We start from the raw sequence: 25654 nt of genomic DNA on the forward strand, positions 1-25654 counted from the left end.
GAAGGATGGACTCATCCACGCTTCAACCTTTATTACGGATCACTCTTTGATCACCGCTTTGTTCATGGCGCCTTCGATATCATCACCGTAGACTCTGAATATACCGAGCCGCCACAATGCCGCACCTTTCAGCTGATAGCGCTTGGCCAGACCAAGCTTGTCGTCGATGGAGTTCTCCGTTTCGCTGCCCAGGCTGATACCAAGCAGCAGCTTGTCCTTGGGTGCCCCGGCATCCAAAGCAAGCTGAATGGCCTGCTGCACTTGCGTGTTCGGTTCCGGCTTTCGGTCTTTGTTGCCAACCGGGTGATACTGGTATGCCATGATAATCAGATCGTCGGCAATCGATGCAAGCGTTTTGTAATCATACCCTTTATAGGCGCTGTTTAACGGAGGTACGGCCAAGGACAGGGCAGCCCCTTTCGGCAAGGCAGCTCTAAGGTCCTTCACGTATTGGTTCAGCAGCTTCTGCTGGGAGGCGGCATCCAGCTTGAAGCCCAATCCTTCGAAATCAAGCACGACTCCGCCGAACCCATTGTCCGCAACGGCGGCGGTAATCCCGTCGATCGATTTCATCCGCAGCAAGGCGTCGCTCATCATTTTTGTCAGCTCGCCGTTACCGTCCAGTGCATATACCATCAGATAGGGCTTAATGCCCTGTTCTTCCGCATCGGCTACAAGTGACTGGGGCGTGATGTCTCCGGCGGCTTCCGGCATGCGGTATTCAACCCCTTGAAGGGTGAATTCGCCGTTACGGTCAATTCGGCTCCAGCCAAAGGCGACGGAATTCATCCATTGAATAATATCCCGCTCTTTGAAGGATTCAATGGCATAGAAGGCCCGCAGATGCATTTTGCTTTTCGGTGATTTGAGCGATACGGTGCGCGTTGCCTGATTCCACTTTACGGAAGCCCCGAATTGGCTGCTGAACGAGCTGAGCGGAATCAGCACGCGTCCCTCGCGCATGATGGGCGCTGCAGGCAGCTTGACGTTCTTCTTATTCACCACGGCGGTGGTGCTGCCGACTCTGAGCTGAACCTCGGTTGTGTTATCGGTGCCGTTCTTTACCGCCTGCACGGTTTGAGTCTTGCTGTTCCATTTGATATCGATGCCCAGTGCCTCGCCCACGGCCCGGAAAGGTACGTACGTTACGCCTTTCTCAATTCGCGGAGCCGCATCGAACGCAAGCGGAACATCATCCAACAGAACGTAAATGGATGGTGCCGCATGGGCTGGATGATGATCAGCCCCGGTTCCGAGCAGCGACAAAGAGAGCAGGGAGGCGGCGGCCAGCTTTCCCAATCGATTTGAGTATCCGATAATAATCTCCCCCACATTCTATGAAAGATAAATGAATCTATGAAACGGTTTACAGCAATGATAGTATAGCAAAATATTGGTAGAATACAAAATAAATAAATAGAGCGGTTTTCCATTGAATGTCTGCGTATAGAAGGCGTGAGAATAGCCCGGCTTTCGAGTATAATGGTAAGCGTACGTAGGAGTGAATAGTTCCAGGCATTTTAGGAGGATATATCGTGTTTAAATTCTGGAGGAGTAGAAAGAACAGCCATTCGGCCGGTCATCCGTCTGCATCCGGTGGACAGGAGCTGGCGGAGGCTGTTCCCGACAAGCTCATCGAGCTTTCCGGTCGGGAGGTTCACAAGAGCGTTGCTCCCGTGCTTGGGATGACGGTGCTGGATCTGGCCGAGCGGAACGATGTGGATTGGAACTCTTTTTGCAAAAGGGGCACATGCGCACGCTGCCGATGCCATGTAAGCGTTGGTGTCCAGCATTTGTCGTCACCGAATCAGGCGGAGGAACAGAGGCTGGACCCCGAAGAGCTCGAGGAAGGGTACCGGCTCGGCTGCCAAAGCCGGATCGAATCGGTCGGCCCGATCAAGATTAAGCATGCCCCTTATTTTTAGTAGAATATTTGTACCTTTTTGGGTTAACAAGTGACCGTCCCTCGTCTAATAAAATCTTGATGATTGCTCGAAGCTCGCTTACACGGACCATTCGTGCCTCGGCACGAGTGCGTTGTCGGCGCGAGGAAGCCGGCAATCCTCGTCACGGGATTGCGATTGGCGGCGCATTCGCCGCATAAACGTCAAGCAGGCAGCCGCATCATAGCCGCTGCCTGCTTGCGTTATTCCGTCAACTGGGCTTGCCGCCGCTGACTTTCCCGATAGGAGGATGGCGTCTGCCCGGTTATTTTTTTGAACAGCATGGAGAAATACTTATCATTCCCATATCCGACCTGCGACGCAACCTCGTGCACGGGGGCGTCGGAATCCGACAGCAGACGTTTCGCTTCTTCAATCCGCTTGGAGATTAAGTAGTTGAAGGGCGAATCGCCGAGCTCTTTTTTGAATAGATGGGATAAATAGTGCTGACTGACATACAGCGTGTCGGCGATGTCCTTCAGGCTGATGCTCTGGGTGTAGTTGGCATCAATGAATTGCTTGGTTCTCAGCGCAATTTCATGTTTTCCTTTCAACGCCTGGAATTGGTGCTTCACGTCGATAATCCGGTAAATGACCGTAATCAGCGACATAAGCAGATTCGTGCTCAGCGTTTCATAGCCAAGAATTTGAGAATCGCATTCTCGAATGATGTCCGATAGATAGCTCTCTACCTTATATGCGTATTTCTCGCATGAAATAACCGGCTCCACGTACGGAGGCAGCAGCATTCCCTGAGGAACGCCCTCGATATGCAGGGAATCGACTCCGCAATAGATGACTTTAAAGGGACTGCTTCCTGCCGACTTCTCCTCATGCGGCACACCCGGATTGTAGATGGCCACATCTCCTTTTCGGAGTTCGTACACCTTGCCCGCGATCCTGAATTCGCCGCGGCCTTCCACGACATACAAAATTTCGCAAAAATCATGGATTTGCGGCGGTCCGTAGAAGAAGTCTTCATCCACGACCTGTCCGGCAAAGAGCAGCTGTGGATTTTTCTTGAATCGGAATTGATCGCTTCTGCTGTGTGGTATTTCAATCTTCGGCACGTCGTTGTCCCTCCCCAAAGCGAAACTTCCTGTCATTATTATACTGCATAATTGCGTTATCTCGAAATCGTTTTCAGTTCAAGGCCGGCGGTTCACTGTTTTGCTGAATATCCAGGGCAACAAAGCAATATAGTGGGTTATCCCGCATATCGAATCTATTTACAATGTGGATATAATCAATGATTTGGGAGGCGTGGCATTATGACGATTGAAAACGATTACAGATGGAGAGACGGATTTCCGAAGATCGGAATCCGGCCGACGATCGACGGGCGGCGAAGAGGCGTGCGGGAATCCCTCGAGGAACAAACGATGAACCTGGCCAAGGCGGTTGCGGCGCTGCTGTCGGAGCAGCTCCATTATCCGAACGGCGAGCCGGTGGAATGCGTCATTGCCGATACCTGTATCGGCGGAGTGGCCGAGGCGGCGGCGGCTGAGAAAAAATTCAAGCATGCCGATGTCGGTCTTACGATCACGGTGACGCCTTGCTGGTGCTATGGAACGGAAACGATGGATGCGGATCCTTCCAGACCGAAGGCGGTCTGGGGCTTTAACGGCACGGGCCGTCCAGGTGCGGTCTATCTGGCTGCGGTGCTGTCCGCTCATGCGCAAAAAGGATTGCCTGCATTCGGTATTTACGGCGAGGATGTGCAGGATGAAGGAGATACCCGGATTCCGGATGACGTGCAGGAGAAGCTGCTGCGTTTTGCACGGAGCGGTCTGGCTGCTGCCATCATGCGCGGCCAAGCGTATCTGTCCATGGGCTCGGTGTCGATGGGGATCGCCGGCTCGATTGTGGACGACAGCTTCTTCCAGGAATACCTCGGCATGCGGAATGAATATGTCGATATGAGTGAATTTACCCGCCGGTTGGAAGAGGAAATCTACGACCCTGAGGAGTACAAGCTGGCGCTGGCGTGGGTGAAGGAGAACTGCGTCGAAGGACCGGACAACAACCCGCAGAAGCTTCAGACGTCCCGTGAACGCAAGGACTACGAGTGGGAAACGGTCGTAAAAATGACGCTGATTACGCGCGATCTGATGATCGGTAATCCACGCCTTGCGGAGCTGGGCTTCGAGGAGGAAGCACAAGGACATCATGCGATCGCATCAGGCTTCCAGGGGCAGCGTCAATGGACCGATCACTTCCCGAACGGGGACTTCCTTGAAACCATTCTGAACTCCTCCTTCGACTGGAACGGCAAGCGTTCGCCGTATATTGTGGCGACGGAAAATGACAGCTTGAACGGGGTCGGCATGCTGTTCGGTTATCTGCTTACCAATACGGCTCAGATATTCGCGGACGTACGGACATACTGGAGCCCGGCTTCGGTTGAACGGGTGACCGGCTACAAGCTTGAAGGGAAAGCAGCGGGCGGCATTCTGCATTTAATCAACTCCGGCTCCGCGGCGCTTGACGGCACCGGTGAACAGCAGCGGGACGGAAAGCCGGTCATGAAGCCGTTCTGGGAGATTACCGACGAAGAAGTGGAACGGACCCTGAAGGCAACGCAGTTCAGACCGGCTTCCCTTGAGTATTTCCGCGGCGGCGGCTTCTCCACGGACTACCTGACACGCGGTGGAATGCCGATGACGATGTTCCGCCTGAATTTGGTCAAGGGCATAGGGCCGGTGCTGCAGATCGCGGAGGGATATTCGGTGGACTTGCCGGCCGAGGTTCATGATACGCTCGATAAGCGTACGGATCCGACATGGCCGACCACCTGGTTCGTTCCAAATATTACGGGCGAAGGCGCGTTCACAAGCGTATACGAAGTCATGAATCAGTGGGGAGCCAATCACGGGGTCATCAGCTACGGCCATATCGGAGCCGACCTGATTACGCTGGCATCGGTGCTCCGCATTCCGGTCAACATGCATAATGTACCGGCTGAGCAGGTATTCCGCCCGCGTGCTTGGGGCTTATTCGGCACCGCCGATCCGGAAAGCGCCGACTTCCGCGCTTGTCAGAACTTCGGTCCGCTGTATAAGTAAAAAGCATTCCTGGGAGAGGAGACGAGACCATGCAAAATATGGAGACACGGCAGGAGCTGTGTAAATATGCGAAAAAAATCGTGGACAACGGCCTAGTCGTCGGACCCGGCGGGAATATCAGCGCTAAGTCGGGGGAGATGATGTACCTGTCCCCGAGCGGCTTCGCATTGGAGGAAATCGAGCCGGAGCAATGGATCGAGGTTCATATACCGACAGGCGAGATTACGGATATCGGGTTAAGACCGTCCTCTGAGGTGCTGATGCACTTGTATGGCTACCGCAGCAACCCGGATATCGGAGCGATGGTGCATACCCATCCGTCCCACTGCATCGCCTTTACGTTAATCGAAAAGGAGCTGCCGGTCATGTTTCCGGATCAGGCCGCTCTTGTGGGGCGGACCGCTTATGTGCCCTATATTATTCCGACAACGGATTTACTCGCCGAAGCGGTTGCGGCCAAGGTGACGGAGGCGAGCTCGATCCTGCTCGGCAACCATGGCCTTGTAACTACAGGGAGAAATTTACGCGAGGCTTACTACCGGACACAGGTGGTCGAGGAAAGCGCCAAAATTTACTTGAGCGCCAAGGCTGCCGGTCAACCGGTGCCGCTGACGGACCAGGAGGTCGATGACATCGCGGCGCTGGAGAGCGAGGACTACCGGATTCAGCTGCTTCAGAAAATGAAATAATCTAAACATTCATGGCAGCCTGTTTCGTGCTTGTGAGCATTTTTGTGGGAAGAGGTGAATCATATGAGCCATTCATCTGCCGTGCTGGCGTTCGATATGGGGGCTAGCAGCGGTCGGGCGCTGCTTGGGGAGATCGTCGCCTCCCCGGACGGCGGCTCGCAGGGGATTCTAAAAATTACGGAGATCCACCGCTTCGCCAATGTCCCCGTGCAGTTCGGAGAGCATATGCACTGGAACACCCCCATGCTGCTGCAGGAGGTAAAGAACGGCATTCGCAAAGCCTTTCAAGCCGGCTATGCCCCGGTCAGCTACGGGATTGATTCGTGGGGCGTCGATTACGGGCTGATTGACCGTAACGGGGAGCTAATCGGGATTCCCTATCATTACCGGGATCCGAGGACGGAAGGCATGGTGGAGGAAACCTGCAGCCAAGTCGGCCGGGAGCGGTTGTTTCAGGAGAGCGGTCTTCAGTTTATGCCGTTTAACACGATCTTCCAATTGAACGCCATGCGGAAGGCAAGCTCTCCGATGCTGGATATCGCGGATGCCCTGCTGCTGACGCCGGATCTGATCAATTATTTTTTGACAGGCGTGAAGGCATGTGAATTTACGATGGCCACTACAACGCAGCTGTATCATGTACGGCAGCGGAAGTGGAACGAACCGCTCATTGAAGAGCTCGGGCTCAATCCTTCCATGTTCATCGAACCGGTGGAGCCGGGCACGTGGATCGGCAATCTGTCCGGTTCAACCGCGAAGGAGCTCGGCGTTCCGCCGATCCGGGCGATCGCGGTGGCATCGCATGATACGGAATCCGCCGTCGTAGCCGTTCCGGCAAGCTCATCGTCTTTTGCCTATCTCGTATGCGGCACATGGTCGCTTCTGGGAACCGAGATGAGGGAACCGCTGCTTCACCCGGCCGTATTGAAGGAGGACTTCTCGAATGAAGGCGGAGCCTTCGATACCTTTCAGCTGCTGAAGAACATTATGGGATTGTGGATCCTACAGGAATGCAAGCGGCAGTGGGATCAGCAAGGCCTGGGCTATGGGTACGGCGATTTGGTCCGGTTGGCCGAGGAGGCGGAGGCGTTTCGCAGCTTTATCCAGCCGGACGATCTCCGCTTTATGAATCCGGCGGATATGATTTCGGAAATCCAGACGTATTGCAGGGAAACGGGGCAGCCTGTGCCGGAGAGTACGGGAGCGATGGTTCGCTGCATTCTTGAAAGCCTTGCCTTCCGGTACCGCGAGGTGCTGGAGAGCATGGAGCGTTTGACCGGGATCCGATATGAAGGCTTGCATATGGTCGGCGGTGGGATTCAGAACGAGCTGCTCTGCCGGTTCACGGCCAATGCGCTGGGAAGAACCGTATGGGCCGGTCCGGTCGAAGCTAGCGCGATCGGCAATATGCTCGTGCAATTCATCGCGAACGGAGCCTTGGCAAGCCGGGATGAAGGAATCGAGCTCGTCAAACGTTCGTTCCCGCTTGCGGTGTACGATCCGGAAGCGGATTCCGAATGGAATGCGATGTTTTCCAAATACCAAGCGGCTACCCGGGAACGCCAGGTCAGCGGTTAATTCGCGCGATCGAGCCGCAAACAGCCGTGCTGTACCGAATCTAGGGAAATGCCGAATAGATCAGGGGGTTGTCTATGTTAAAAGGAATATCCAATCTGATATCACCCGAGCTGTTGAAAATCTTGATGGAGATGGGCCATGGCGATGAAATCGTATTCGGTGATGGCAATTTCCCAGCAGCCAGCCATGCCCGGCGATTGGTCCGGGAGGACGGTCACGGAATTCCGGAGCTGCTGCAGGCGATCCTGCCGCTGTTCCCGCTGGATACGTATGTAGCGTCCCCGGCTGCACTCATGGCCGTCATGCCCGGCGATCCCGTGCAGACCCCGATTTGGGATGAATACCGGAGCATCATCTCCAAGTTTCATCACGCTAAGGTAGAAGTTGAAGAAATGGAGCGCTCGGCTTTCTACGAGCGGGCGAAGCAAGCGTACGCCATCGTCTCGACAGGAGAGAAGGCGCTGTACGCCAATATTATTCTAAAAAAAGGCGTCATCGGGGAGTAAACCCTTGGTGACACAATGCAAGGTTAAGTCCGCCCAAGGTCCGTTTGGGCGGACTTTTTATAAACAGCGGTCTCCGAACCATCAATTAAGCATTATACGACCACTTGGGCGCTAAATTGAAAGACCTGCAGGATCACCGGTGTTCCCGCGAGGAGAACATCGCCAGGGGAGAAAAGTGTCAGCCTATCGGGGGTGACGCTAAATATGCGGCCCTCTTGCATCATGCCATTAATGTAAAGGTTGGAATAACCGCTTGACGTGATCTCCATCAATTCGGTAACGGCATTACCGTTATCATCCGTAAACTGGTTCGCCGGGATGACCAGCGGAGGATCGAGTGCGACCAAGGTATCGGTTGTATAAAAATAGCGCATGACATTAGGCGTGACCACAACTCCCGGGAGCCTGACCTCACCCGGTTCGCCTCGCGGGCCCCGAGGTCCGGGAATTCCCTGCAGGCCTTGCGGCCCCGGAGGACCTTGAATGCCTGGCGGACCAGGAAAACCGGCGGGGCCTGGTGGTCCAGGCGGCCCCGGTGGACCTAAAAGTCCCGGATTGCCCGCATGCCCTTGTTCGCCAGGAGGTCCGGCTGGACCCGGTATTCCGGCAGGGCTCCCGGGTCCCTGTACTCCAGGCGGTCCTCCCGGTGCATCAGCTCCTGCTATCCCGTGCCCGTTGTGGACGCCTTGGACGCTTTGAGGCCCCCGAAATCTTTGCCGTACAGGAGGGATAACGATACTCCGAGACCATCCCCTCCCCGCAGGAGAGTTCTTCCTTCGGCATTTCCGGACGCCTGTTCTTCGGCGGCCGCGATTCCTGTGCCGGGCAGGTTGACCTTTATCCCTGCTGCGTTTTTTATGCATTTGAAGGGAACTTTTCAGAATATCACCTCCGCCATTGCATTGATACAGTATATGTGTGATTGTCATTTCAGGAGTGGACGTTGGTCTAGTAATATTGGTGGATGCCTGCAAATCCCCGGATAAGCGTTGAGCCCGCCTCAACGGAAAATGGTGCGATGCCGGAATCAAAATCTATGAAAATAGCATTTAATAAGATAGCAGCATGTGCTGCGAGTCTATGAAATTCATGGATCGAGAGGAGGAAGAGGCTATGCCAGTTATTAAACCGGTCATTACGGCGATCGCCACGGCGCCGGTGGCGACGGGAGGAGTCGTAACGACGACGGTCACTCCCGTTGTCTCACGCTATTTCGCAGTGGTAACGGCAGCCATGATTGGAGCCACTGCGACCACGATGCCGGCGACGAGCTTTCTTGATGATGCGGGCGCTGCGATCACGGCATTTCCCGCTCTGACGGGAACGGAATATGTCAATGTGTATATCAACGGCATGCTGCAGCAAAGCGCTCTCTTTACGTTGTCGACCGCGGATTTGGTGCTTGATGCCACGGATGTCCCTGAAGGGATTCCGGTGCTGCTCGAGATCGCAAGCTTTACCAACACGGCATCTGCAATCACAACGCAGCCAACGATTTCGGCGCCAACGATAACGATCATTATGTAACGAAAACAGCGGGTGGGGAGCTCCTAGCGGATCGTTCGGGAGCTCCCCCGTTGTTTGTGGATTCAGATACATATCACCTAATGTATGTGAGCAGAACCACAGAGGGGAATAACGCCAGGGAGCAATGCACCTCGCCCGCGCGCTCAAGTGCTTTTTAACAGCCAGCTATCCCGATATACAATTACCACGATTGACATCCTGATATTCCGAATAACGGTACGGGTTGCCTCCATCCAGAAGGTTATCGAGCACTGGCTGCGCAAGAAATAAAAAGGTATTTCACCAAATACAGCGAAATCACTATGGATATGAACCGATTGGAGGCCACAACATGAAGCGTTAATCCCCGGCTGCGGTAATTGGAATACACAGAACGAGGGGGACTTTGGATGTCTTTGGACAAAGAAAAATGGGTTGTGGAAGCAACCATATCCGATATGCAGCGGGCGATGGATGAAGGCTTGATCACTTCATTCGAGCTCGTTCAACTGTATTTGGTCCGGATCGGCCGGCATGACGGTAGACTCCGCTCCATAATCGAGGTGAATCCCGATGCGCTGGCGATTGGACGGAAGCTGGACCAAGAGCGGCGAGAGAAAGGGGCTAGAGGGCCTCTTCACGGGATTCCGATTATTCTGAAGGACAATATCGATACAGGAGACCGGATGCACACAAGTGCCGGTTCGCTCGCACTGGCGGAATCTTTTGCGAAAGGCGATGCCTTTATTACGGCAAGGCTGCGGGAGGCCGGCGCCGTTCTGTTGGGGAAAGCGAATATGACCGAATGGGCAAATTTTATGTCGCCGACGATGTGGGCGGGGTATAGCGCAAGGAACGGGCTGACGCTAAATCCATACGGTCCCGGCGAGCTGTTTGTTGGCGGATCGAGCTCGGGTTCCGCTGCTGCCGTGGCAGCCAATTTAGCTGCTGCAGCGATCGGAACGGAAACATCAGGTTCGATTATCAGCCCGTCCAGCCAGAACAGCCTCGTGGGGATCAAGCCGACGATTGGACTTGTGAGCCGGAGCGGCATCATCCCGATAACCAACACCCAAGATACAGCCGGACCTATGGCTAGAACCGTCGCGGATGCGGCCATCCTCCTTGGCGCCATTGTCGGAAGGGATGAGCGGGACGACGCCACGAAGATCGATCCGCGGCAGCACCGACCGGATTATACGGATGCGCTTGTCATTGACGGAGCGAGACATGCGAGGATCGGTATACCAAGATACTACTACAAGCATCTCGATTCGGACAGAATAGATATAGTCGAGTCGGCGATCCGGGTGCTGCGCGAACTGGGAGCGGAAATCGTCGATCCCGTGCATCTTCCCTGCCAGGGGACGCACTGGGATGCGAATGTGCTGCGATACGAGTTCAAGAAATATGTGAATGATTATTTGGCCACACTGGGCCCAGAGCAGCCGGTGCATTCACTTGCAGATGTGATCGCATTTAATGAAACGCATGCCGAAACAGCACTGAAGTATGGACAGGATACGCTGATCTGGGCAAATGAAACAAGCGGTACGCTGACGGAAACGGTCTACCTGAAGAGCCTAAGGAAGAACAAGGAAATGGCCGGGACCAATGGGATTGACCATGCCTTGAAGGAGCACAAGCTGGATGCCTTGTTGTTTCTGGGTAATGAATACGGGGCGGATCTGGCTGCCCGGGCAAGCTATCCATCGATAACCGTTCCCGGCGGTTATGCGCAGCGAGGCATCATTGCTCCGGGAGGATACATTACAAAAGGGCCGCAGGGCATCACGTTCGTTGGCACGGCATTTAGCGAGCCCCAATTAATCAAGCTTGCCTATGCCTTTGAGCAGGCCACACGCCACAGGGTGCCTCCCGTGCTTTAGGAATCCGTCATACAAGGTGGAAGAGAGGTGCAATGCAATGCCGCGAAAAACGGAATATGTCCCATTTGGTTATGAACCGCCAACTCCGGCGACAAAGGGAACGTTGATCTTCTATGATCCCTTCGAGCAGGTGCAGGAGCTTGTGGAGCGGGCGGTTCAGACGAAACAGAAAAGAGCATTTTCGAAGCTGGTTCTGTATCCGCTGCATGAGGAGACGATGAAGCGGATGTTCAAAGTCCAGGTCAGCCCATTTTACAAGAGGGAACAGGAGCTGCGGGAATGGCTGGATGAGCGCGGCGCTTCCTTCGTCGTCGTAGAGTCTTTCGAAGCGAAACGAAAAAAATATACGCCGATCGATACGGCTCTTCGGCATCTGGTCGAGAAGTACGGCAGTCCTCATTTCGTACTGATGACCCCCGAGATCGCCAATGCGTTCGCATCCTATTCCTCGTTTGAGGAATGGATCGTCCGGCTGAGACTGATACTTGTGTCTGAACCGAAGCATCCGCATCCGAGGCTGGACAAGTTCCGCCACCGGTGGGAGGTCCTGGAGACGGACAGCGAGTCTTAATCCCGGAAGAATCGGGTTAGGAACAAAAGGTATACGCTTAGAACAAGCCTTTTCCGCTATGGAAAGGGCTTGTTCGGTGATCCGGATTCTTTTTTCGGAAATAGTGTCAAAATCGTCGACAAATCGGAAGGACGCGATATCCAAGAGCCAAAGAGCATCTTCATGTCTTTAAAAATATGCCCTCTAGCCTGCAGACGTTTGCTTAAGTGGCCTCAAAAAAACGGGAAATCCCCTCCTGAATCGGCAATGCAGGTCAATGGCAAAGCACGCGTTAGCGTAAAAGCATTTCCATTTCGTGCTTTATTTGATACATTTAAATGAAACGAAAACGTAAAGGTAGGGTGCGTGTGGATGAAGCAAGTGACGATCTACGATATAGCCAAGGAGGCCAAGGTCTCTGCCGCCACGGTCTCGAGAGTGCTGAACAACACGGCGCCTGTCAAAGAAAGCACGCGTTCCAAGATCATGCAGATCATCCATAAATATCAGTTCCAGCCGAACGCCCTGGCCCGAAGCTTACTGAAAAAAGAAACAGGGACGATCGGCGTGATCATGCCCGATATCACGAACCCATTCTTTCCGGAAGTATTCAGCGGCATCGATCGGGCGGCCAGTGAGATGGGCTACACGTTTTTTCTGTGCGATACGCTGGGCGACACTCGGAAAGAGTCGCAGTATTTGCATATGCTGCGGGAGAAACAGGTAGACGGAATTCTATTTCTGGGTGGACGCATTAATTTGTCCAAGTGCGATCCGGAGCTGGCCGAAGAGGTCGTTGAGACGGCATCACGGATTCCGACCGTGCTCATTAACGGCAATCTGCCGGGCACCTCGCTTCATCGAGTCATTCTGAATGAAGCCAAGGGCGCGGAGATGGCGACCCAATTTCTTATTGATGCCGGTCATCGAAGCATAGCATTCATTGCCGGGAACGAAGAAATGACCACAACGGCCCAGAAGGTAAGGGCCTTTAGGCGCGTGATGAAGAAGAACGGCTTGGAGGCCGCCAAGGACAGCGTTCTTTACGGGGATTATTCAATGGCGTCGGGAGAGAGCTCGATGGAGAAAATTCTTGCGCGGCGGGAACGGCCGACAGCCGTATTCTGCGTGAACGATCTCACGGCCGTCGGAGCATTGAAGGCAGCCATGAAGGCAGGCGTATCCGTTCCGGATGAGGTATCGGTCATCGGATTCGACGACATTCCGCTTGCGTCGGCAATCTATCCCGAATTGACTACCGTTTCCCAGCGAATGGATCTGCTTGGCGGAACCGGTGTGCAAGTGCTGCACAAGATGATTCTCAAGGAAAAAGTTAAGATGCTTACGGTCATCGAGCCTGAGCTGGTCGTACGGAACAGCACCCGGAACTTGCGTTAACCGAATCCGTCCTCGTGCTCGCAAAAATGAGTTGACACCCGATAAGGCATCGAATAAAATGTGGAAAAAGAAAGCCCTTACAAACAAGTGAGGACACGGCGGATGCTGACCGCTTTCTTTTTTGGATTGTAATGAAACCCGTTTCATGAAATGGGTTACATTACTCTGGTGAAAGCTAAATTGTGATCGGAGGGGTTATTGGGTGATGAAGAAGTCTTGGCGTATGTTGTTGGCAATGTTGTTGGTGACCGCAATGATGATGACAGCAGGCTGCGGAGGAAGCGCAGACACCGGGGGAGGGGCGGATTCCGGCGGGGAGCCGGGCAAAACCGCGGAAGTCAGCTTCTCCTATTGGGGAGGGGACTTCGATAAAGCGCGAATGGAGAAGATCTACGAAGAATTCAAGAAGGTGCATCCCGAAATCAAGGTGAACCTGATCCAAATTCCGAGCGACGGATATGAACAGAAGCAGCTGGCAACGATGGCTGCGGGCAATCCCTATGATGTCGTTCAGCTTGCCGAATCCTTCTACAGCTATGCATCCAAGGGGACTTTGGAAGATCTTACCCCGTATCTTGAACGGGACGGCATCGATACCTCCGATTATTACGATGCCGCCATCCGTGCGTACAGCTACCAAGACAAAGTAATGGCAATGCCGATGCGGATGGGAACCATGATACTGCTTTACAACAAAAACCTGTTCGACCAGCATGGATTGGAATACCCGTCGGACGAGTGGACTTGGGACGATTTTTATGCCGCTGCGAAAACGATCACCGATCCTAAAAACAGCATCTTCGGCCTCGGGGGCGTCGGATCGTGGTGGGCAAGCTACCAAACCTGGGTTTATTCTTACGGAGGCAGTCTGCTCAGCGAAGACCGCACGCAATTAACGCTCGATTCACCGGAAGCGAAGAAAGCGATCCAAACGATTCAAGACATGATATGGAAGGACAACATAGCACCCCAGGCGAGTCAGCTGCTGCAGGGCGTTGATATGTGGACCAGCGGAAAGGTCGGCATGATCATCGACGGACCGTGGCATATTCTCAGCAGCCAGGCGAACATCAAAGACTTCGAATGGGATATCGCACCTGTACCGAAGGGAGCAAAGGAAGCATCCCCACTGTTCTCCAACGCATTCGCTATTCCTAAGCTGTCCAAGAACAAGGAGGCGGCATGGGAAGTCGTTAAATTCTGGACCGGCGAGACCGGACAGAAGATCCTGGCTGCGGAGCACGGCGAAATACCGCCGCTGAAATCGGTGGCGGAATCCGATGCTTACCTGAATATCGGCGACAACCCGCCGGCAAACTTCAAATCCCAGCTGACCTCCGCCCAGCGGGCCTTCGCTCCACAGGCAACCGTCAAATGGGATGAGATCAACCGGGCCGCCGATACGTACCTTGGACAGATCTTTAATGAACAACGAAGCGTGGACGATGCCTTGGCCGAGATGAAAATCGAAGTTGACCGTTTGCTTGAAGAAGCCAAGCAGCTTGAACAGTAGCGAACGTGCCGAAGGGGGGCGGGGGATGCCCCGCTTCCTTCATAAAAACCAATGATTTGGAGGGGAAGCATCATGGTCAAGACGCGGCGGGCGCGCTCGCTAACTAAACGGGAATCGAGAAATTTCTGGTTGTATACATCTCCCTGGATCATCGGGTTTGTGGCGTTTACGGCGTTTCCGTTCCTTTCCTCGTTCATCCTCAGCTTCATGCAATGGGACGTCCTCTCGCCGCCGAAGTTCGTCGGGATCGATAACTATGTGCAGCTCTCGCAAGACAAAACATACTTCTGGAAAGACCTCAATAATACGCTGTATTATGCGTTGATCGGTGTTCCGCTGACGATCATTCTCGGACTAGCGGTATCCGTGCTGCTGTCCAAGCCGATCCGCGGCATTAACTTCTACCGCATCGTCTTTTATTTGCCTGCCGTATTCGGCGGAGTCGCGGTTCTGAAGCTCTGGACTTACCTGCTCTCGCCGGGAACGGGCGACGGCATGAATCCCGGGCTGATCAATGCGATGCTCGGCTGGTTCGGCATACAGGGGCCCGGCTGGTCCCAGGATCCGCACTGGGCCAAGCCGGCTGTATTGCTGGTCGGTTTATGGGGCGTCGGGGGCAGCATGATGATCTGGCTGCCGGCGCTTGCTTCGGTTCCGAAAGATTTGCTCGAGGCGGGCGAAATCGACGGAGCCAACCGGTTCCAGCGGTTTTGGCGCATTACGGTTCCGCTGATCACGCCGGCGATCTTTTTCCAGCTTACCATGGGCATTATCGGTTCATTCCAAATTTTCATGGAGCCCGTCATCATGCCGGGATCTTCCAAGACGTGGACCGACAGTCTGATGGTCGTTCTGTTCGACAATGCATTCCGGTTCTATAAGATGGGGTACGCTTCGGCGATCGCCTGGGTCATTTTTATCATGATTATGCTCGTCACCTTGGTGAACCTGTATTTCTCTAGAAGGTGGGTCTATTATGAGTCGAAATAACGCGGTCGCAACGGAAAAGGGGACTCCGGTCCGCCGGCAGAGCACGAGGCTGATGCGGAACATACGGCTGGTGCTGCGATATGCGGTCCTCACGATGGGCGCGGTCTTATTCCTGCTGCCTTTGATATGGACCATCTCAGGTTCGCTGAAGCCTCCCGGGGAAATATTCACGGTTCCGATTCGCTGGATCCCTTCGGATTTTCAATGGGATACTTATGTACGGCTGTTCAGCGTGTTCCCGTTCTGGATTTACGTCAAAAATACGCTGATTATCGTAGCATTTGCCTTGATCGGTCAATTGGCATCCTCCGTGCTGGTGGCTTACGGTTTCGCCCGATTCCGGCACCGGCTGAACGGCCCGCTGTTCATCCTCGTCCTGTCGACGATGATGATCCCTGGCCAGGTGACGATGATACCGCAATATTTGATCTACAAAGAGCTCAGCTGGATCGACACATACCTGCCGCTCATCGTTCCGAACTATTTTGCGGCGGCGATTAACATCTTTCTGCTGCGCCAATTCATGCTGACCATCCCGAAAGAGCTGGATGAGTCGGCGAAGATCGACGGCGCGAATTCCTTCGGAATCCTGGTCCGGATCATTATGCCGATGTGCCTGCCGATTCTCGTCACCATCGGCATTTGGACGATCAACAGCAACTGGAACGATTTTATGGGGCCTTTGATTTACTTGAGCACCCCGGAGAAATATACGCTTCAGATGGGCATTTACAATCTGAATGCAGGCCGGCAGGGGCTGACCGATTACGGGCTGATGTTTGCCGCGTCGCTGGTTACGCTGCTTCCGAGCCTTCTGCTCTTCGCCTTCGGCCAGAAATATTTCATGAGCGGCATTAAGATCGGCGGAGCGCTTAAGGGGTGAGAACGGTGTGTTGATGTGAAACGTAGAACGAAGAACCAAGAACGAAGAACCAAGAACGAAGAACCAAGAACGAAGAACCAAGATCGAAGACCAAAGAACGAAGAACGAAGAACGAAGAACCAAGAACGAAGAATATCAACGAGGATTAACAGCCCTATACGGCAACTCGGATCAGGCAATGGCGGGTACCGAAGATGCCGCAAAGGCTTCATGCAGAAATGGAGGGCATTATGAAACACACGGAGACGATACCACGGATTGAATTAAGCAAAGAGGGAGTCTATATTGACGGCCAAGCGGTTGTCCTCCTAAGCGCATCCTTGTTTTATTTCCGGCTGCCGCGGGCGGAATGGCGCGATCGGATGAGGAAGGTAAGAGATGCGGGCTACCATGCGATCGATGTGTATTTCCCCTGGAATTTTCACGAGCCTAAGCCGGGTCAATGGGAGTTTGAAGAGGATAAGGATGCCGGGGCTTTCCTGCGAATGGCAGCGGAAGAAGGGCTGTACGTAATCGCCCGGCCGGGTCCGTACATCTGCTCGGAATGGGACGGAGGAGCATTGCCCGCCTACCTGCTCACGCGAAGCGGGATGAAGCTGCGCGACAACGACCCGCAGTTCTTGGCCGAAACGGCGAAATGGTACGGCCGGATCATGCCCATCCTAAGGCGGTATGAGTATGGCCGGGAGGGAACGGTGATCTGCGTACAACTGGATAACGAGCTGGATTTCTATGCTTGCGAAGATCCGAAAGGGTATATGTCGGCATTGCGGGATCTGGCACGGGCCGAAGGCATCGGCGTGCCGCTGATCGCCTGCGCCGGTCAGGGCGATCTTTTTCGCGCCTCCGGCGATGCGGAAGGCATCTTTCCGACCTGTAATTTTTATCCGGACGATGTGCAGCCGGATTTTGAGGAGAAGGTGAGGGCGTATCAGCAGCGGCTCAACAAGTTGGGGTTTCCGCTGCTCGTGACCGAAACGAATCGATCCCATTACTTGCTCCGCCGCCTGCTCGTTAGCGGCGCGAAGCTGTTGGGACCGTATCTGCAGGTATCGGGCACCGACTTTGGTTTCACCAATGCGGCCAATAACTGGGGCGATCCGCTGGCGATGCTGACCACGGATTATGATTTCGGCGGCATGATATCCCCCGAGGGGCATCTTCGGCCCGAAATCCATGAAGGGCGGATGCTGGGACGCCTCATATCGACCTACGGCACCGGATTGGCGTCAGGAACACCGGATGAAGCAACTGCGCAAGAGATACGCACCTCCGGGATTCAACCCGGCGTACTTGCCGGGCCGCACGTTATTCGTTTTCCCCAAGGCGGCATCGTATTTGCTATGGCCAACTTGACTGGTGAGGAAGCGGAGGCAACAGTATCCTTCGACACCGGTTCCCTTCGGCGCACTTTGCCGTTTCGGATCGGTGCCCGCGAATGCCCGTTCTTCCCGCTGGGCGTTCCAATGGAGACATGGGGATACAGCGGCGTGCTCGAATATGCCAATGCCGAGCTGGTATGGGTGACCTTGGACCAAACGACATCGGAACGATATATGATCTTTCAAAGCGATCATCACACGGAAGTTTGTTTCCGGTTTGAGCGAGGGTCGAAAGCGGAGGTCACTAGCAATGGCGCTGAAGTCGACATGATGAACGACGGCTGCCGCTTGCGATTCATGCATCAGGACGGCAGCCGCATTGCTTGCCTGACTTATGAGGATGGCCGTCGTTTATACGTAGCGGTGTGTACAAGGGATGAAGCGCTTCGACTCACCGGAATCGGGCAAGGCCGGCTGCTGCTGGAGGATAGGATCGTTTGGCCGCAGCCTGCCGCAGCTCCCGTCGACATCGCTTGGAATGCCTTGGAGCTGCCGTCCGACTCCCCTTTGTTCGATCAGAGTACCGTTCTCGGAAGAGCGCCAAACCATCTGGAGTATTACGGGATCTACAGGGGATTTGGCTGGTATGAAGCGGTGTTGGCGGCTCCGACGGAAGACGGGTACTGCGGTTTGATGCTGGAGGAAGCGAGCGACATTGTGTCGGTTTATGTAAACGGCCGTTATGAAGGAACACATGTGCCGGCGGGCGGCATGTGCTATTTGCCGGGAAACTGGACCGGTCAGGATCCGCTCGCGCTGACTGTTCGCGCGGAAATTTGGGGGCATACCAATTTCGACGACAACCGCCTGCCTTCCATCCGACTTCAAAGCACGAAAGGGATCAAGGGAGTGACGGGTGTCCGCCGAATTCGCAGGCTCACCGACAACTGGAGGTTCAAGGCGGCAAGTGTGGATGCTCTATTGTCAGAAGCGGAGAAGGGAGATCGGGCGTTTGCAGAAGGGACCAGCGATGCTTCGTGGACGGTCATCGGCTGGGGCGCATGGATGGATACCTCGGTTCATGCACGAGGCTGGTACCGCAAAACGATTGGAATATCCGAGGATGCCGATGCGGCCATTCTGCATTTCCGCGATCTCCAGTGCACGGTCAAGGTATATATCAATGGGCGCGAGCACGGCGTGATCAATCCACGCAATCCCTTCCTCCGGCTGGATACCGGAGAACGATCGCTCACCATCGCCTGCGAAGTGAATCGCCAATATGCTTCCTCAGCAGGCGAGGTTCTGCTGTATGAAGGAACCCGCGCGGAGGAGTGGACGTTGACAGGGGGGGAAGAGCAAGCTTTCTGGCAGCATGCAATGGCCTCCATGAAGGAAGCTTCCGCCATCCTGCTCCCGTATCCTTTGCGGTCCGGCGGGACGTCATGGCTGCATGCAGTGGTGCCGGATTCCAATCATGGCCGCGGATGGCGTGTGCGTGTAGACGGAAAAAACCTCAAGCTGACGGTGTTCTTTAACGGCCGGGTGGCAGGACGGCTGTGGACGCCGGATTCCACGGCACGGCCCGTATTTTCCGGCGGGGACCAGACATCGTTTTTGCTTCCGGGAAGCTGGTTTGCCGAGGGAGCGGAGAATCGGCTTGCTATATATGCGGAAGCCGTGGCAAGGGAGAGCGACGGGATCCTCCGGCTGCTGGAATTCTTCCCGGTCCAATCGTAGCGGGCTGAGCTAGCATCCATCTGCTCGATAAAAGCTGCAGACGCTTCGCTCTCGCAAATATTTGCAGCGGATCTTGTTACGTTTTATGCTCGTTGTCGCGATGCTGGCCGTGGCCTCCTTACTTCTGAATGCATCTGCACGCGATAAGGCGTTAAGCCTGCAGAACGAAGCCGATCGCAGACTGCTCACCCAAATCAACACAGCCCTTCCGACTTCCTTGCGGGAATCGAAAGGGCTGATTGTTTTTCGATTATTGAAATGCAACGATGTTGATCCGATCGACCAGGCGAATAGGAGCCAACAGCACTTGGGAAACGGTGTGCAGGCCAGATTTAGCTGTCTTTGGCACCCTCTCGCCCTTGGCCATTGCCGATCATAGCTATGTAAATTGAAAGGGACTGCTCCCTCGGGGAAACAGTCCTATCGTAATCCGCGTGAGCTGTTTGGAAGTCTCATGGATTTAGGTTCCAGTCCCAACGCGGGTAAGTTTACTGATGATTTTGCGGACGCTTTCCCCTGACAGGAAGTAGGTCCGTTCTAATTCCTCAATCGTCCGACCCTTACAGTAGGCCCGGTACATTTCCTTATTGCGACGTTCGATGCGTTCTCGGGAACCGCTTAATTCACCCCAGCCGGCTCTTTGCTCGCTTTGTTTCGGTATGTAGAGAAGTTCTCCGTCTATATACTGTTGAATTTGCTGCAGCAGCTCGGGGGGAAGCACTTCTCTACCGTTCTTGTAATGGCCCATCGATGCCCTCCTCTTTCTGTATGAATGTTCAAGCTATCGCTGAGTGTCAAAACAATTGCATTGATCATGCTTGCCCTCCTCCTTTCGAATTTATAATTTGTTGTGATTTACGATTTGGAAAACAGATATAGGGAGCCCCGGGGGCTCCCATGGGAACGGATATTCGCTTTACGCGAATACCACCTCGTGGATCTGAATCATTGCGCTTCAGCCTCCTTTCCGCTCATTTCGTCGGCCCGACCTCTATAATAAACCATAGATTGGTGGAAATTTGCAATAGATAAAACAATAATAATTGTTTTTTACCAACATTCATGACGCGAACGTTCAGTATTGGATGAGGTAGCCGCTTAGGAAGGTAACAGGTGGTACGTGACAGGATTATATAATATAGTTACTTCAGAATGCAAAAAACAAAAGGAGTTTTCGCGTATGTCCACTCACGATACGCCGCATGTTCAGGAATTAATCACGCTGAAGACCATTGCCGAAACGTTGAACGAATCGAATGCGCTAATCCCTATGCTGGACGTGGTGATTGGGAAGCTGCTGGAGCTGACGGGACTTACGACCGGTTGGCTGTTCCTGGTGGAGGAGCCGGGAACGCATGAATTCGTTGCAGGCCGGAATTTGCCGCCTGCCCTCCGCCGGGAGAACAACGAACCTATGCGATGCGGCAGCTGCTGGTGCCTGGAGCGTTATGATGACGGCCGATTGAAAAATGCCGTAAACATTTTGAATTGCAAACGGCTGGATAACGCCGTACGGTACCAGTGGGGCGAAACGGAAGGCATTACCCACCATGCAACCGTTCCTTTGCGATCCGGTAATCGAAGGTTCGGCGTGCTGAACGTGGCAGCACCCGGGAAGCTGCATTTTGCCAAAGAGGAGCTGGCGCTCTTAGAGTCTGTAGCTTACCAAATCGGCAGCGCTATGGAGCGCATGCGACTATACGCGGCCGAGCAGCGTCGGGCGGAATTATTCGCCCGCCTCGGAGAATATAGCGGCGCACTCGGGTCTTATGCTTCCCAGGCGGTGGATCGGGCCGAATTAACGAAACAGGTCATGAGCTTGATCGGCCGTTATTTTGATTGGCCTGCGGCCGCATTGCTGGAGCCCGCCGGCAACGAAGTGACGCTCAGGGCTCTATACAGCGGAGGGCAAACCACGCTGCCCCATGCCCAATTTCCGATTGCCGAGACCGCACGGGCCCTTTTCCGGAAGGAAGCAGGCGCGACGGATCCGTTAAGTGCCGAAGACGCGCAGCGGCTTGCGGATCACTTGGCTGAAGAGGGCTGGATCCCATCCGTAACCCGAGCGGTTGCCGTCCCGATAGCGGTTGCAGGGGATTCCGCAAATGGACTGCTTCTGGTCGCGTATAACCCGTACCGTGATTCATATCGGGCGGACCTCGGGGTGATTGAGGCTCTGGCTGAGCATATCGGCATAACCCTTCAGCGTTTTCGTCTGGAAGAGAACAGACGGGAGCTCGCAAGGATGGATGAGCGAAATCGTCTGGCCCGGGACCTGCACGATTCCGTAAGTCAGACCCTCTTCTCCCTGGTCATGATGTCCAAGGGAGTAAGCGGTATGCTTGCCGGGGAGCCGAAGGGACCGAACAGTTTGCTGCAGGACACGATCCATGATATCCAGTCGTTGTCGCAAAGCGCCCTGAAGGAAATGCGGGAGCTGATTATGCAGCTTCGTCCGCCCGGACTCGAGGAAGGGCTTATGACAGGCCTTAAACAATACGGGGAACGATTGAAGCTGCATGTTCATTCACATATCAGCGGGATACAGGAGCTTCCGCGTACCGTGGAAGAAGCCTTGTGGAGAATCGGCCAAGAGGCGCTGAACAATGTAAGCAAGCATGCGGATACGAAGGAAGTAACGATAGCTTTATCCCTTCAGAATCATGAGGTTGAGCTTCGGATTGAGGACCGGGGGCGGGGGATTACCAGGCAGCGATTGAACGAGCTGACGAGACATTCCATTGGGCTGTCCAGCATGCGGGAGCGGGCCGAATCGCTCGGAGGACAATTCCGTCTATACAGTACATACAGAGAGGGAACCATCATTGAGGTACAGCTGCCCTTGGTGGGGAATTTAACAGGGAAGAATGAGGGGGGCAACGAATGATCCGATTATTGATCGCTGATGATCATGCCATGGTTCGACGGGGGCTTCAGGTTTTTCTGGCAACCCAGCCGGATATCGAAATGGTGGGCGAAGCAGCGAACGGAGAGGAGACGCTGGAAACGGCCAAGCATGTAAATCCCGATATCGTGTTAATGGATTTGAATATGCCTGTTCTCAATGGCATCGACACGACAGCCCGGCTAAAAAAAGAAAGGCCGGACATCAAAGTCATCGTGCTGACCTCGTTTGTCGATTATGACCACGTGCTGCCCGCCATTCGGGCGGGTGCCCGCGGCTATCTCCTGAAGGATATTGAGCCGGAGGAGCTGGTAGCGGCGATCAGACGCGTGTTCCAGGGGCAGGTCGAGCTGCATCCGGATGCGGCCGGTCTGCTAATGACGCATGTGACCTCACCTGCGGGAGTTGAGGAAGCGAGCGGGCCCGGTCATTCGGGAATGGCTGCCCAGGAGCTGGATAAGCTTACCCGCCGCGAGCAAGAGGTCCTGCAGCTGATCGCATCGGGCATGAACAATAGGGAAATCAGCGAAGCCCTTCACATCACGGAGAAAACGGTCAAAACCCATGTCAGCCATCTGCTCGATAAGCTGGGGGTTGCCGACCGGACGCAGGCAGCCATTTATGCGCTAAAGCATGGAATTGTATAAGGTGCTGGGAATGAATTGGGGCTGATTAACGCCAACATTTCTAAGACTAAAGTTTGAGAAGCTCTCAGCCGAAGGCATGAGAGCTTTTGCTTGCAAAATCACTCCATATGCTGACGATTTCGATCGCTTGCCTCCTCTACAATGTAGATAACAACCATTCAAATACGAGCAGGGGAGGCAGTACAAATGAAGATCGTGATCATCGCGGGCAGCAACCGCAAGGAAGCAACGAGCACCATTTTGGCGAAAGCCCTTCAAGCACAAATGAATCGGGGGTCTGTGGAAACGGAGCTGTTTAACTTGTATGAAACTCCGCTTCCCTTCTATTCCCCAGACGAGATATTCAACCGTCATGAGGGCGTGCGCGAGCTGCAGCGTCTAGTCATGGAGGCCGACGGCATTATTTTGACTACACCGGAGTACCACGGTGGGATGAGCGGGGTTCTGAAAAACGCTTTGGACCATTTGGGGCAAATGCATTTCTCGGGTAAGCCGGTTCTATCCGTGAGCTCGGCGGGCGGCGCGGTCGGTGTGAGCTCGTTGCAGCAGATGCAGGCTACGGTGCGCAATTTGCACGGAATCAACAGTCCGGAGTGGATTTCCATTGGGGGCTCTCAGCGCGACCTTTATGAATCGGAGTCAGCGGAAGGGACGATTGTCCTGGATTATCGAGCGAAGGAAGCCCTCTCTATCTTTATGGAGCTGGTGAAGAAGATCAGCAATAAAGAGGAGGTCGAATCCGTATGATTACCCATTTCGCCGGTTTGAAACTAAAGACGGTTTCGCTCCAGGGGGTGAAGCAATTCTACCACGATCTGCTTCATTTCCCTGTCGCAAGGGAAGAAGAGAACGAGATCGAATTTCAGCCAACACCTGATGTCACGCTGACCTTTGAGGAAGCGAGTGAACCGGTAACCCCTGTCCACATCGCGTTTGAAGTGGCTTTTTCCCAATTTGAACTCATTGTTCAGAAGCTTGGCGAGCAGGTGCCCTTATTAAAATGGCCGGACGGAAAAATTGTTGAATATATCGATTCCGGCGCGAACGTGTACTTCAGGGATGGAGACGGGAATTTGCTCGAGTTTATTGCCCATCCGTATGTCAAGGAAGGTGTGCTCGCTCCAAATGGCACCTACGGTTTCCTGTATTTGCGGGAGGTCGGGCTGCCTGTGGAAGATCCAATAGCCGCAAGGCTATGGATGAAACAGACGCTCGGATTAACGCTTGCCAAGGAGTCGGATCAATTTGCTTTCGTAATCGGCGGCACGGCCCATGCCGTTGTGGTATCGACGATGCGCAAATGGATCCCGATCGCGATGTATGCGCTGGCGCCTTCACTGGAAATAACATATGGCGTGACAGACGAAAGCTTTCTGGACCGGGTTCGGTCATCCCTGGATCGCCGGCTGATTATATCGGATACCGAGGAGGGCCTCCTTTTCAGAATGTACGGGTACAGCATCCGGTTGAAGGTCACTAGCTTCCCCGATGATATTGCGGTCAGGCTGAATTTGCCGCATGCCGCCGTGGGGGAGGAGGTGAATTCCGTCATTGGCGACGAATATCTGGAGGAAGGTCTGACTGCTTTGAGCCGGGGTGGCGAGGTCGGTTGGTTTGAAGGGCATGTCGGCGGAGCTTATTTGGCAGCTTATTATATGCAAAAAGAGCACGACCTTCCGCTGGAGGTATTGCAGGGTCTGGCCGCCAATTGCCGTCACTTGCGCAGTCGCCATGAAGATTGGTTTGAACCTTATCCTCTCGAACCTGCCCAGCCAGAGCTGATGGATCGACTGATCGAAGGCCTGCTGCCTAACCTGACAAATCTGAGCACCTCCGGACATGGGGTAACGCTGGGCGTACTGGCGCTCAAGGCGCTGCGGGACCGTCCGGATTTACTGACTCCCTCCATCGTGCGGGGGGTACTTAAGCTGATGCAGGATGCAGCCGGAGAACATAAACTTGCGCGCTATTACGGAATCAATGATTATACGCAGCTGGATCGATCGGAAAATTCGCTTCTTGAAGTCCCGCCTTACCGGGATGCATCGGATCTGGCAGTGCGTGCCCTTTCCGAGCTGGAACTCGTCCTGCCGGATCAACATGTTGAAGGCAAGTTTTACTTTTTTGCCGGTGAACTGGAGCATGGGATTACCCATGCCCACGCGCTGATTGAACTGGAACGGCTTGGATACGCCGAGCTGGCCAAGCTCGGGCAAGGCAATCATCGGCTGCAAATGAAGCTCAACCGCCTAAGGCCTGAGGCGCTATCGAACCAGGGAGTAAACATCGCCGAAGATGCCTCGATTACGGAAGCACGCTATTGGAACAGACAATATGAAGATCCGCATGCCATCAAAGTGCCTTATGCTGCATTGTCCCTGCTCCAATATGTGCCGCAAGAGAGAAGAGCCGAAATGGAGCGCGGTGTGTGTAAGCTGCTGTCGTTAATGAAGTAGGATAAAAGTTATTTTAAACATTGTAAGATATGGTAATCATCTCAAGTAGGGTATCGATCAAATGAGCATTTATG

22 protein-coding genes are annotated in these 25654 nt (G+C 54.1%); 18 read left to right on the top strand and 4 right to left on the bottom strand.

Annotation, left to right across the window (positions count from 1 at the left end):
* Positions 1 to 39 precede the first annotated feature (39 nt).
* Positions 40 to 1299: a stalk domain-containing protein gene (locus BBD41_RS26275; protein ID WP_099479528.1), complete on the bottom strand. Its 1260-nt coding sequence runs from the start codon at positions 1297 to 1299 to the stop codon at positions 40 to 42.
* Positions 1300 to 1535: 236 nt separating this feature from the next.
* Here BBD41_RS26275 and BBD41_RS26280 point away from each other — a divergent pair, with 236 nt between their 5' ends.
* Positions 1536 to 1925: a 2Fe-2S iron-sulfur cluster-binding protein gene (locus tag BBD41_RS26280; RefSeq protein WP_099479530.1), complete on the top strand. Its 390-nt coding sequence runs from the start codon at positions 1536 to 1538 to the stop codon at positions 1923 to 1925.
* 221 nt (positions 1926 to 2146) lie between these two features.
* Here BBD41_RS26280 and BBD41_RS26285 read toward each other — a convergent pair whose 3' ends face one another.
* Positions 2147 to 3013, bottom strand: a complete 867-nt coding sequence (locus tag BBD41_RS26285; RefSeq protein WP_077566880.1) for an AraC family transcriptional regulator — start codon at positions 3011 to 3013, stop codon at positions 2147 to 2149.
* Positions 3014 to 3214: 201 nt separating this feature from the next.
* Here BBD41_RS26285 and BBD41_RS26290 point away from each other — a divergent pair, with 201 nt between their 5' ends.
* The 4 genes from BBD41_RS26290 (at position 3215) to fucU (ending at position 7781) form a co-directional block, all read left to right on the top strand.
* Positions 3215 to 5008 carry an L-fucose isomerase gene (locus BBD41_RS26290; protein WP_077566879.1) on the top strand — a complete coding sequence of 598 codons (1794 nt, stop codon included), beginning with the start codon at positions 3215 to 3217 and terminating at the stop codon, positions 5006 to 5008.
* Positions 5009 to 5037: 29 nt separating this feature from the next.
* Positions 5038 to 5697 carry a class II aldolase/adducin family protein gene (locus BBD41_RS26295; protein ID WP_028407223.1) on the top strand — a complete coding sequence of 220 codons (660 nt, stop codon included), beginning with the start codon at positions 5038 to 5040 and terminating at the stop codon, positions 5695 to 5697.
* Positions 5698 to 5760: 63 nt separating this feature from the next.
* Positions 5761 to 7275: a rhamnulokinase gene (locus tag BBD41_RS26300; RefSeq protein WP_099479532.1), complete on the top strand. Its 1515-nt coding sequence runs from the start codon at positions 5761 to 5763 to the stop codon at positions 7273 to 7275.
* Between the two features lie 74 nt (positions 7276 to 7349).
* Positions 7350 to 7781 (top strand): L-fucose mutarotase, encoded by a 432-nt coding sequence (gene fucU / locus BBD41_RS26305; protein WP_099479534.1) that lies wholly within the window; start codon positions 7350 to 7352, stop codon positions 7779 to 7781.
* A 92-nt stretch (positions 7782 to 7873) separates the two neighbouring features.
* Here the strand turns inward: fucU and BBD41_RS30380 are convergent, their stop codons facing one another.
* Positions 7874 to 8173, bottom strand: a complete 300-nt coding sequence (locus BBD41_RS30380; protein WP_237086928.1) for a DUF4183 domain-containing protein — start codon at positions 8171 to 8173, stop codon at positions 7874 to 7876.
* A 143-nt stretch (positions 8174 to 8316) separates the two neighbouring features.
* Here BBD41_RS30380 and BBD41_RS30385 point away from each other — a divergent pair, with 143 nt between their 5' ends.
* The 9 genes from BBD41_RS30385 to BBD41_RS26350 all read left to right on the top strand — a co-directional run bounded on the left by BBD41_RS30385 (position 8317) and on the right by BBD41_RS26350 (position 19572).
* Entirely contained in the window at positions 8317 to 8514 is a 198-nt protein-coding gene (locus BBD41_RS30385) for a hypothetical protein (RefSeq protein WP_162292779.1), read from the top strand.
* Between the two features lie 380 nt (positions 8515 to 8894).
* A complete protein-coding gene (locus tag BBD41_RS26315; protein ID WP_099479536.1) occupies positions 8895 to 9308 on the top strand; it encodes a DUF4183 domain-containing protein in 414 nt (137 codons plus the stop codon).
* A 389-nt stretch (positions 9309 to 9697) separates the two neighbouring features.
* Positions 9698 to 11176: an amidase family protein gene (locus tag BBD41_RS26320; RefSeq protein ID WP_099479539.1), complete on the top strand. Its 1479-nt coding sequence runs from the start codon at positions 9698 to 9700 to the stop codon at positions 11174 to 11176.
* Between the two features lie 37 nt (positions 11177 to 11213).
* Positions 11214 to 11747: a hypothetical protein gene (locus BBD41_RS26325; RefSeq protein WP_077566873.1), complete on the top strand. Its 534-nt coding sequence runs from the start codon at positions 11214 to 11216 to the stop codon at positions 11745 to 11747.
* A gap of 351 nt (positions 11748 to 12098) precedes the next feature.
* Positions 12099 to 13124 carry a LacI family DNA-binding transcriptional regulator gene (locus BBD41_RS26330; protein WP_077566872.1) on the top strand — a complete coding sequence of 342 codons (1026 nt, stop codon included), beginning with the start codon at positions 12099 to 12101 and terminating at the stop codon, positions 13122 to 13124.
* 223 nt (positions 13125 to 13347) lie between these two features.
* Entirely contained in the window at positions 13348 to 14637 is a 1290-nt protein-coding gene (locus BBD41_RS26335; protein ID WP_157929336.1) for an ABC transporter substrate-binding protein, read from the top strand.
* Positions 14638 to 14709: 72 nt separating this feature from the next.
* Positions 14710 to 15627 carry a carbohydrate ABC transporter permease gene (locus BBD41_RS26340; protein WP_157929337.1) on the top strand — a complete coding sequence of 306 codons (918 nt, stop codon included), beginning with the start codon at positions 14710 to 14712 and terminating at the stop codon, positions 15625 to 15627.
* A complete protein-coding gene (locus BBD41_RS26345; protein ID WP_099479545.1) occupies positions 15614 to 16510 on the top strand; it encodes a carbohydrate ABC transporter permease in 897 nt (298 codons plus the stop codon). The genes BBD41_RS26340 and BBD41_RS26345 overlap by 14 nt, the downstream gene beginning before the upstream one ends.
* A gap of 230 nt (positions 16511 to 16740) precedes the next feature.
* On the top strand, positions 16741 to 19572 hold the full coding sequence (locus tag BBD41_RS26350) for a beta-galactosidase (protein ID WP_157929338.1): 2832 nt from the start codon (positions 16741 to 16743) through the stop codon (positions 19570 to 19572).
* 460 nt (positions 19573 to 20032) lie between these two features.
* On the opposite strand, the gene BBD41_RS26360 is transcribed toward BBD41_RS26350, so the two are convergent.
* The gene (locus BBD41_RS26360) at positions 20033 to 20320 is read right to left on the bottom strand and encodes a CD3324 family protein (protein WP_007128446.1); all 288 of its coding nucleotides are present in this window, start codon (positions 20318 to 20320) and stop codon (positions 20033 to 20035) included.
* Between the two features lie 432 nt (positions 20321 to 20752).
* Between BBD41_RS26360 and BBD41_RS26365 the strand changes: the two genes are divergently transcribed.
* From BBD41_RS26365 to BBD41_RS26380, 4 genes are all read left to right on the top strand, one after another.
* Positions 20753 to 22459, top strand: coding sequence for a GAF domain-containing sensor histidine kinase (locus BBD41_RS26365; RefSeq protein WP_099479551.1), 1707 nt, complete (start codon positions 20753 to 20755; stop codon positions 22457 to 22459).
* Entirely contained in the window at positions 22456 to 23124 is a 669-nt protein-coding gene (locus BBD41_RS26370) for a response regulator (protein ID WP_077566865.1), read from the top strand. Before BBD41_RS26365 ends, BBD41_RS26370 begins: the two co-directional genes overlap by 4 nt.
* Positions 23125 to 23310: 186 nt before the next feature.
* The gene (locus BBD41_RS26375; RefSeq protein WP_077566864.1) at positions 23311 to 23871 is read left to right on the top strand and encodes an NADPH-dependent FMN reductase; all 561 of its coding nucleotides are present in this window, start codon (positions 23311 to 23313) and stop codon (positions 23869 to 23871) included.
* The gene (locus tag BBD41_RS26380; protein WP_099479553.1) at positions 23868 to 25580 is read left to right on the top strand and encodes a VOC family protein; all 1713 of its coding nucleotides are present in this window, start codon (positions 23868 to 23870) and stop codon (positions 25578 to 25580) included. The genes BBD41_RS26375 and BBD41_RS26380 overlap by 4 nt, the downstream gene beginning before the upstream one ends.
* The last annotated feature ends 74 nt before the right edge of the window (positions 25581 to 25654 follow it).

Origin of the sequence: Paenibacillus ihbetae, from assembly GCF_002741055.1 — a bacterium.
In the GTDB taxonomy this organism is placed as follows: domain Bacteria; phylum Bacillota; class Bacilli; order Paenibacillales; family Paenibacillaceae; genus Paenibacillus_AQ; species Paenibacillus_AQ ihbetae.

What these genes read in the sequence shown, in the direction of transcription:
- BBD41_RS26290 (WP_077566879.1), top strand. Translation starts at nt 3,215, where the DNA reads ATGACGATTGAAAACGATTACAGATGGAGAGACGGATTTCCGAAGATC.
- BBD41_RS26295 (WP_028407223.1), top strand. Translation starts at nt 5,038, where the DNA reads ATGCAAAATATGGAGACACGGCAGGAGCTGTGTAAATATGCGAAAAAA.
- BBD41_RS26300 (WP_099479532.1), top strand. Translation starts at nt 5,761, where the DNA reads ATGAGCCATTCATCTGCCGTGCTGGCGTTCGATATGGGGGCTAGCAGC.
- fucU (WP_099479534.1), top strand. Translation starts at nt 7,350, where the DNA reads ATGTTAAAAGGAATATCCAATCTGATATCACCCGAGCTGTTGAAAATC.
- BBD41_RS26315 (WP_099479536.1), top strand. Translation starts at nt 8,895, where the DNA reads ATGCCAGTTATTAAACCGGTCATTACGGCGATCGCCACGGCGCCGGTG.
- BBD41_RS26320 (WP_099479539.1), top strand. Translation starts at nt 9,698, where the DNA reads ATGTCTTTGGACAAAGAAAAATGGGTTGTGGAAGCAACCATATCCGAT.
- BBD41_RS26325 (WP_077566873.1), top strand. Translation starts at nt 11,214, where the DNA reads ATGCCGCGAAAAACGGAATATGTCCCATTTGGTTATGAACCGCCAACT.
- BBD41_RS26330 (WP_077566872.1), top strand. Translation starts at nt 12,099, where the DNA reads ATGAAGCAAGTGACGATCTACGATATAGCCAAGGAGGCCAAGGTCTCT.
- BBD41_RS26335 (WP_157929336.1), top strand. Translation starts at nt 13,348, where the DNA reads ATGTTGTTGGCAATGTTGTTGGTGACCGCAATGATGATGACAGCAGGC.
- BBD41_RS26340 (WP_157929337.1), top strand. Translation starts at nt 14,710, where the DNA reads ATGGTCAAGACGCGGCGGGCGCGCTCGCTAACTAAACGGGAATCGAGA.
- BBD41_RS26345 (WP_099479545.1), top strand. Translation starts at nt 15,614, where the DNA reads ATGAGTCGAAATAACGCGGTCGCAACGGAAAAGGGGACTCCGGTCCGC.
- BBD41_RS26350 (WP_157929338.1), top strand. Translation starts at nt 16,741, where the DNA reads ATGAAACACACGGAGACGATACCACGGATTGAATTAAGCAAAGAGGGA.
- BBD41_RS26360 (WP_007128446.1), bottom strand. Translation starts at nt 20,320, where the DNA reads ATGGGCCATTACAAGAACGGTAGAGAAGTGCTTCCCCCCGAGCTGCTG.
- BBD41_RS26365 (WP_099479551.1), top strand. Translation starts at nt 20,753, where the DNA reads ATGTCCACTCACGATACGCCGCATGTTCAGGAATTAATCACGCTGAAG.
- BBD41_RS26370 (WP_077566865.1), top strand. Translation starts at nt 22,456, where the DNA reads ATGATCCGATTATTGATCGCTGATGATCATGCCATGGTTCGACGGGGG.
- BBD41_RS26375 (WP_077566864.1), top strand. Translation starts at nt 23,311, where the DNA reads ATGAAGATCGTGATCATCGCGGGCAGCAACCGCAAGGAAGCAACGAGC.
- BBD41_RS26380 (WP_099479553.1), top strand. Translation starts at nt 23,868, where the DNA reads ATGATTACCCATTTCGCCGGTTTGAAACTAAAGACGGTTTCGCTCCAG.